The sequence below is a fragment of the Streptomyces glomeratus genome, assembly GCF_021462825.1.
In the GTDB taxonomy this organism is placed as follows: Bacteria; Actinomycetota; Actinomycetes; order Streptomycetales; family Streptomycetaceae; genus Streptomyces; species Streptomyces glomeratus.
The window spans coordinates 1-6,773 of the sequence record NZ_JAKEEB010000085.1 but is presented as its reverse complement, the minus strand read 5'-3'; the positions used below and the strand labels follow the sequence as shown (position 1 = coordinate 6,773).

Below are 6,773 nucleotides of genomic sequence, written 5' to 3'. Positions count from 1 at the left end.
ACCCTCGACAGCCAGGTTCCACACGCCCGCCGACGTCACCGCGTTCCTCGCAAACAGCAACCCCACGAAGATCAAATTACCATGTTGATTCTCTGCGAGCCCTAACGAGCTCGTGCACGGTTGGCGGTGAGACGTCGAGGACTCCGGCAGGGCTCGGTGTTCACATCTGCTGTGCCGGGATCAGGTCCGCGGTCTGCTGATGGGACAGCAGGCCGGCGATGGCCTGGACGATGTCGCTCATGTGCTCACGGCGGCCGAGGTGGCGGGCCAGGGATCGCAAGGGCACTCCGGCTGGCTCGGGCCGGCACCCCGCTCGTGGTGTGGAACCGAACGGCCGCCCGCACCGAGCCGCTGCGCGCGACAGGCGCCGAGGTGGCGGCGGATCCCGCGGAGGTGTTCGCACGGACGGACGTCGTGATCCTCATGCTGGCCGACGGCCTGGCGATCGACTCGACCCTGGGCCGCGGCACCCAGGACTTCGCGGCGCGCGTCGCCGGACGCATCGTGGTCCACATGGGCACGACCTCGCGCGCCCTCGATGCCGACGTGCGAGCGGCGGGCGGACGCTATGTCGAGGCGCCGATCTCCGGATCCCGGGTGCCCGCGGAGAACGGGAAACTGGTGGCGATGCTGGCCGGGGACGAGTCGGCCGTGCGTACGGCCGCTGCTGGCCCCGTTGTGCCGGGAGACGTTCGTCTGCCGCGCCGCGCCCAACGCCCTGCTGATGAAGCTCTCGGTCAACCTGTTCCTGATCACGCTGGTGACGGGTCTGTCGGAGGCGTACCACTTCGCGGACCGGAACGGCCTGGACCGGCGGCTCTTCCTGGACGTCCCGGACGCGGGGCCCATGGCCAGCGGGGTGTCCCGTATGAAAGCGCCGAAGCTGTACGCCCGCGACTTCGCGGTGCAGGCGGCGGCCCACGACGTGCTGAAGAACAACCGGCTGATCGCCGAGGCCGCCCGCAAGGCGGGGGTCGCCTCACCACTGCTCGAGGTCTGCCACGCCCTGTTCAAGGAGACCGTGACGCTGGGCTACGGCCACGACGATGCCAGGAGATGGCCGCAGTGTTCGGTATGGACGTGGTGCCGGCGCGGGTGGAGGCATTGAGGTCGAAGGCCAAACGCCTGGTCGCGCGCGGCTGGCTGGCCGAGCCTGCACCGGGCCGGTTCACGCCAGCTGTGGACGTGAGTGGGCCAGGCGGCGGGTCATGAGCAGGGTCATCGACCAGTAGATCATCGCTTCGGCGCTGGTGGTGCGGCGGCTACGCGGCATCCGCAGGCTGGAGGAGGTTGCGATCCGTATGGGTGACGGGCACGGGCCCGGACCGTCTGAGCAGGAGGACCCGCTCGGAGCCGAATGGGAGAGGCACCGGCCCGCGGTCTTCGGAGTGGCCTACCGGCTGCTGGGGACTGTGGCCGATGCCGAGGATGTCACCCAGGACGTGTGGCTGCGGGCGGCCGGAGTGGATCTGCAGGACATCGATGATCTGCGGGCCTGGCTGGTGACGGTGGCCGCGCGACGGTCGTACGACATCCTCAAGAGCGCCCGCTTCCGCCGGGAGAGCTATGTCGGGCCGTGGCTGCCGGAGCCGCTGCTGACAGGGCCGGACGCGTCGCAGCCGGTACTCGTCGACGAGTCCGTCAGCTCGGCGATGCTCCTGATCATGGAAGAAGTGAGCCCGCCGGAGCGGGTGGCCTTCGTCCTGCACGATGTCTTCGGCCTTGAGTTCGGCAGGATCGCCGAGGTGCTGGACGTCTCCGTGCCGGGTGCCCGGCAGCTCGCCTCGCGGGCACGACGGCGGGTGGCCAAGGCGAAGCAGTCCACGCCGCAGGCGTCGAAGGCGGAGCGCGAACGGGTCCTCACGGTCTTCCGAGCGGCCTATGAGGCCGGGGACCTGGCCGGCCTGGTCAGGCTCCTGCACCCGGACGCGGTCTACGTCACCGACGGCGGCGGCAAGGTCTTGGCGGCACGCAAGCTCATTCACGGCGGCGAGCGCGTCGCCGAGGTCATGGTGCGTACGGGGCGCCGGTGGCGCCCCGACCGTATCGACTTCGCCGAGGTCGGCGGCGAACTCGCCTTCGTGTTCCACCGGGAAGGCCGGGTCTACTCCGTCGACACGGTCCAGATCACGGACGGCCTGATCACCGCGTACCGCAGGGTCCTCAATCCCGACAAACTCGCGCGCGTCTGAGCTGTCACACCCGTAGGGGCCACCTCGTCTCCCTGGTGAGAACGCACAACGGGCGACGAAGGAAGACGCCAGAGCAGGTGAGATCGATCATGCGGCACGGCATACATCCACCTGCAGCCGCGAGCCCTGCGCGCGAACGGGCTGTGCGCTCGGGTCGCCCCTCCGCAGTAAGGACGTATATGCAAGCCATCACTGTGCGAGACCGTGACGCCGGTGTTGCCGGGATGTCCATGACGGACATGCCCTACCCCCATGCGGCCGAGAACGACGTCATCGTGCGGGTGCACGCCGCCGGCTTCACCCCTGGCGAGCTGGACTGGCCCGCCACGTGGACCGATCGCGCCGGCCGCGACCGGACGCCGAGCGTGCCCGGGCACGAGCTGTCCGGTGTAGTCGCAGAGCTGGGGTACGGCACCACCGGCCTGAGTGTCGGACAGCGGGTGTTCGGCCTGGCCGACTGGGCCCGTGACGGCACGCTCGCCGAGTACACCGCGGTGGAGGCCCGCAACCTCGCCCCGCTGCCGGCGGACGTCGACCACACCGTGGCCGCCGCGCTGCCGATCTCCGGGCTGACCGCCTGGCAGGGTCTGTTCGACCACGGCCGCCTCACCACAGGTCAGACCGTCCTGATCCACGGTGCCGCGGGTGGCGTCGGCTCGATCGCGGTACAGCTCGCCCGCGAGGCCGGCGCCCGCGTCATCGGCACCGGCCGGGCCTCCGGCCCGGACAGGGCACTCGCACTCGGCGTCGACACCTTCATCGACCTGCAGACCGACGAGCTGGAGGACGCTGGCGACGTCGACGTCGTGTTCGATGTGATCGGCGGCGACATCCTCGACCGCTCGGCCGCCCTGGTCCGCCCCGGTGGCACGCTGGTCAGCATCGTCCTGCCGCCCAAGGTCCGGCCCAAGGACGGGCGTGCAATCTTCTTCGTCGTCGAACCCGACCGCGCCCGGCTCGCCGATCTCGCCACGCGGGTGAGGGACGGCCGCCTCAAACCGGTCGTCGGCGATGTGCGGACACTCGCCGAAGCACCCTCCGCGTTCGCCCCAGGCAAGCGCACCCCGGGCAAGACGATCATCCGCGTCACGGAAGACTGAATCAGGAGACCCATCGTGATCAAAATGCCAATCGCCGCCGGCCTCCTGGCTGTCGCCACGCTGACTGCGGCCACGGCCTGCTCGACCTCGGACCAGCCCACCCACGCCAAGGCGCAGGCGGCGGTCGTGGCATCGACGGCCCCCGCCGAAACCCTCACACTGCTGCTTCAGCAGGCCCTTCCTAATGTGAAGGGCAAGACGTTCACCTCAGCCATCGTCGCCTTCCCGCCCGGCGCAAAGGCGCTGCCGCACCGGCACGGCCAGGCGTTCGTCTACGCCTACGTCCTCGAAGGCACCGTGCGCAGCAAGCTCGACGACAAGCCCGTGACCACCTACCACCAGGGCGAGAACTGGGTCGAGCAGCCGGGCGCCCACCATGTCCTCACCGAGAACACCAGCCGGACCAAGCCGGCCAAGCTCCTGGTCGTCTTCGTCTCCAACACCGGAGAAAAACTCAAGGTCAACGACCCGGCCTCGTAGCCCGGGGCACGCGGCGGGGCGGCAACACTCCTCACGAGCTCCGCCCCTGCCGGGGCACGCCCCACCCACCACGAAGACGTGCCCAAGAGCGCGGCGCGGACCACACGAAGGAAGCAAAGGAACCATGACCGACCCTCAGCGCGTCAACATCGGCGAGCAGCACCCGGCCGCCTACAAGACCCTCATCGCCCTGTCCTCGGAGGTGGAAAAGGCCGCCGCCGCAGCGGGCCTCGACCCGCTCCTGGTCGAGCTGCTGAGGATCCGCACCTCCCAGATCAACGGCTGCTCGTTCTGCCTGCGCATGCACACCCGCGACGCCCTCAAGAAGGGCGAGAACCCCGACCGGATCGCGGTGCTGCCCGCCTGGGAAGAGACCGGCTACTTCTCCGACACCGACCGTGCCGCCCTCCGCCTGACCGAGGCGATCACACGCGTGCCGGACGGACACGTCAGCGACGAGGACTTCAACGCCGCCGCGGCCGTACTCACCGCAGACCAGGTCTCTGCAATCGCCTGGCTGGCAACCGTGATGAACGCCTTCAACCGCGTCGCGATCACCAGCCGGTACCCCGTCGGCAACTGACCTCGACGGCCCCACCGGGCGGTGATACGGGCTGCCGCAGCCTCCCCGGTCGTGAAGGTGATGGTGGAACCAGCCGGGCAACTTGTGCGAGCTGCCCGGCTCATCACAAGCCAGGCGCCGTCCTTGCCATAGTGCAGCGCGGAGGCGTCCGACGGCGTACGTGCCGAGATGGCCACCGGCTCTGTCAGTGAGTGCCTGACAGCCCTTGTGGGCGCGGGCGGGCGACGGCGCGCGGCCCCGGTGACATCACCAGTTGACATCAACGTCGCCAGACAACGACGGATCCCCGCAACTGCAGCCAGAGTCCGACCCATTCGGCAACCACAGGTCCAACCGCCCACAGAGCCGATGGATCGAACTCCTAAAGCGGGTGTCGCAGGTTCGAATCCTGCCGGGGGCACAAGGGAAAACGGCCCGGACCGATCATGGTCCGGGCCGTTTTGACGGCACCAGTTGACGGCAGTGCCCCTCAGGCGGCCGGTAGGCGGCGCTTGAGTAGCCGGTCCGTGTGGCTGATCGCCTCACGCTGAGTGTCGTACACACCGCCGTCGTAGCCCAGTAGCGTGCCGGGCACCGCTGGGCCACCCCTCACGTGCAGAAGCGAGTTCTGGTGCCGTCGGATGCGTCCGGCCGGCGGGTAACGGCCATGAAGGCGGCATCGTCGTCCAGGCGTCCTTCGGTGTACCGGGTCAGGTCAGCGATGAGAGCGTCCAGGATCACGCCCGGGTCTGTTGGGAGGGGGCGGGACAGGAATGGCACGGGATTGTAGAAGGTGCCGTGGCGGTCACGTGCCTCGACCAGGCCGTCAGTGAACAGCACCAGGGTCGCGTCGTGCGGCAGGGCGTACCGATCGACCGGTACCCGGATGCGGCCCAGATTGCCCAGGCCCAGGGGCAGGGACGGGGCAGACGGCTCCAGCGGACTCGCGCGGCCCTGGTGGATGAGGAGCGGCGCGGGGTGTCCCAGATTGATCATGTATAGGGCGGAGCCGTCGTTGGGGACGTCGATGAGGAGGGCGGTGGCAAAGGACTCAGTGCCCTCCTCCTCCACGGCATCGACCCTCTGCATGACCTCCTCCAAACGGTCGACCACATCGGTCAAGCCGGGGATGTGAGCCACGGCCTCGTAGAAGGCGCCGAGCAGCCTGTTGACGGTTCGGACCGCGCCCAGTCCCTTCCCCCGCACGTCGGCAATCATCATCCGAACGCTGTCGGGTGCGGGGTGGATGGCGTAGAGGTCGCCACCGATGGCAGCCTCCTTCGCGGCGGCCCGGTACCGGGAGGCCACGTCCAGCGGCCCGACCCGCTCGGGGGGGATGGGGAGCACCGCACGCTGGACAGCCTCGGCTACCTCACGGGTGTCTTTCAACTGCTTCCGCCCTTTGGCCATGACCCGGTTGAGGATCGCGGCAAGAACGGTCAGGACTACGACGCTTGTGAACCGAACGGAGTATTCGGTAAGGGCGACGCCTTTCGTGTACGCCACGGCCATCCCGATCAGCTCCGTCACTACACCGGTGGCGATTACGCCCGGTAACGAGTACACGGGGGCGGCCAGTACGGGAGCGCCCGCGAGCAGCGGAAACACGCTGAATCCTGACGGGGTCAGTACGTCGACGACGACCGCGACGAGGAGCACCGCAGCAGGCAGGAGATAAGGCCATCGACTCCAGCTGACCAGAGGTGTGCGGTCGCGTGTCATTACCCTGCTGCCCCTGTGCTTCTGGGTGGATCGTCATCGAGTCCCAGTCTCCGACGTACCTCGACCCACAGCGACCGGACCAACCTCGTGCGCGTCCACATCAGCGACATCGGTATCTGACACCTGATCAAGGAACATCTCGGCAAGGATGTGGTCCCCCGCCCGGTTCCACCCCCGAAGCGTCCGTCGCGCTGAGCGCAGGAGCAGTGCCAGGCGTCAGTCGGCCCCGGGCCGTCCCTGGGCCGTCCGAGGCCGCTCGACAGTGGCCAAAGACGACCAACGACGACCACCAGGCCCACGAGCCCATCACTGCTGAGCAGGGAAAACCCAGCTTACGGAGATCCCCAGCAAGACCCAGGGCTAGAAGAAGGTTCCACCGACTAATTAACTCAGGTCAGCCAGGGCGGTGGTCTGCAGGTCGTACGGCCTGGTCTTGATCGGCTACGCCAGCAAGCGGGGCGTCATCCACGGACTAACCCGCAGGACCGGACTACCAGCCTGCTTCGCGAGTGCGGGTGATACCGAGACCCCGAAGTGGTCGGGGGCGCAGGCTCAGTCGGCCGCCGCGACTGCGTCCCTGATGAGTCGGTGAGCGGCCTCGTCGGTGCGGGCGACGTCATGGGTCACCAAGCGGTCCTGACACAGACCGCGCAGGCCGGACACGAGGAGCGTGGCCCCTGCCCGCGCCTGCTGCGGCGGGTGCCCCAGCCGGACGTA

General features: G+C 68.7%; 5 protein-coding genes and 2 pseudogenes. 6 read left to right on the top strand and 1 reads right to left on the bottom strand.

The genetic code is table 11. The annotated features are described in order from the left end of the window. Window positions 1-273: 273 nt before the first annotated feature. The 6 genes and pseudogenes from LZ604_RS35360 (at window position 274) to LZ604_RS35340 (ending at window position 4,355) form a co-directional block, all read left to right on the top strand. Window positions 274-1,108, top strand: a pseudogene (locus tag LZ604_RS35360) (NAD(P)-dependent oxidoreductase). Next, window positions 1,030-1,212 (top strand): annotated as a pseudogene (locus tag LZ604_RS36515) (hypothetical protein); the annotation flags it as partial. The pseudogenes LZ604_RS35360 and LZ604_RS36515, both read left to right, overlap by 79 nt. 89 nt (window positions 1,213-1,301) lie before the next feature. Then, complete coding sequence (sigJ, locus tag LZ604_RS35355; RefSeq protein ID WP_234520324.1) at window positions 1,302-2,192, top strand: RNA polymerase sigma factor SigJ; 891 nt, start codon at window positions 1,302-1,304, stop codon at window positions 2,190-2,192. Window positions 2,193-2,371: 179 nt separating this feature from the next. Then, window positions 2,372-3,292 (top strand): NADP-dependent oxidoreductase, encoded by a 921-nt coding sequence (locus LZ604_RS35350; protein ID WP_234520322.1) that lies wholly within the window; start codon window positions 2,372-2,374, stop codon window positions 3,290-3,292. 24 nt (window positions 3,293-3,316) lie between these two features. Next, on the top strand, window positions 3,317-3,772 hold the full coding sequence (locus LZ604_RS35345; RefSeq protein ID WP_234520325.1) for a cupin domain-containing protein: 456 nt from the start codon (window positions 3,317-3,319) through the stop codon (window positions 3,770-3,772). A gap of 124 nt (window positions 3,773-3,896) precedes the next feature. Then, window positions 3,897-4,355, top strand: coding sequence for a carboxymuconolactone decarboxylase family protein (locus tag LZ604_RS35340; protein ID WP_234520320.1), 459 nt, complete (start codon window positions 3,897-3,899; stop codon window positions 4,353-4,355). Between the two features lie 588 nt (window positions 4,356-4,943). Here LZ604_RS35340 and LZ604_RS35335 read toward each other — a convergent pair. Beyond that, complete coding sequence (locus LZ604_RS35335) at window positions 4,944-5,993, bottom strand: PP2C family protein-serine/threonine phosphatase (RefSeq protein WP_234520317.1); 1,050 nt, start codon at window positions 5,991-5,993, stop codon at window positions 4,944-4,946. Window positions 5,994-6,773 lie beyond the last annotated feature (780 nt).

Coding starts and splice junctions, on each gene's coding strand:
- sigJ (WP_234520324.1), top strand. CDS start 1,302: ATGGGTGACGGGCACGGGCCCGGACCGTCTGAGCAGGAGGACCCGCTC.
- LZ604_RS35350 (WP_234520322.1), top strand. CDS start 2,372: ATGCAAGCCATCACTGTGCGAGACCGTGACGCCGGTGTTGCCGGGATG.
- LZ604_RS35345 (WP_234520325.1), top strand. CDS start 3,317: ATGCCAATCGCCGCCGGCCTCCTGGCTGTCGCCACGCTGACTGCGGCC.
- LZ604_RS35340 (WP_234520320.1), top strand. CDS start 3,897: ATGACCGACCCTCAGCGCGTCAACATCGGCGAGCAGCACCCGGCCGCC.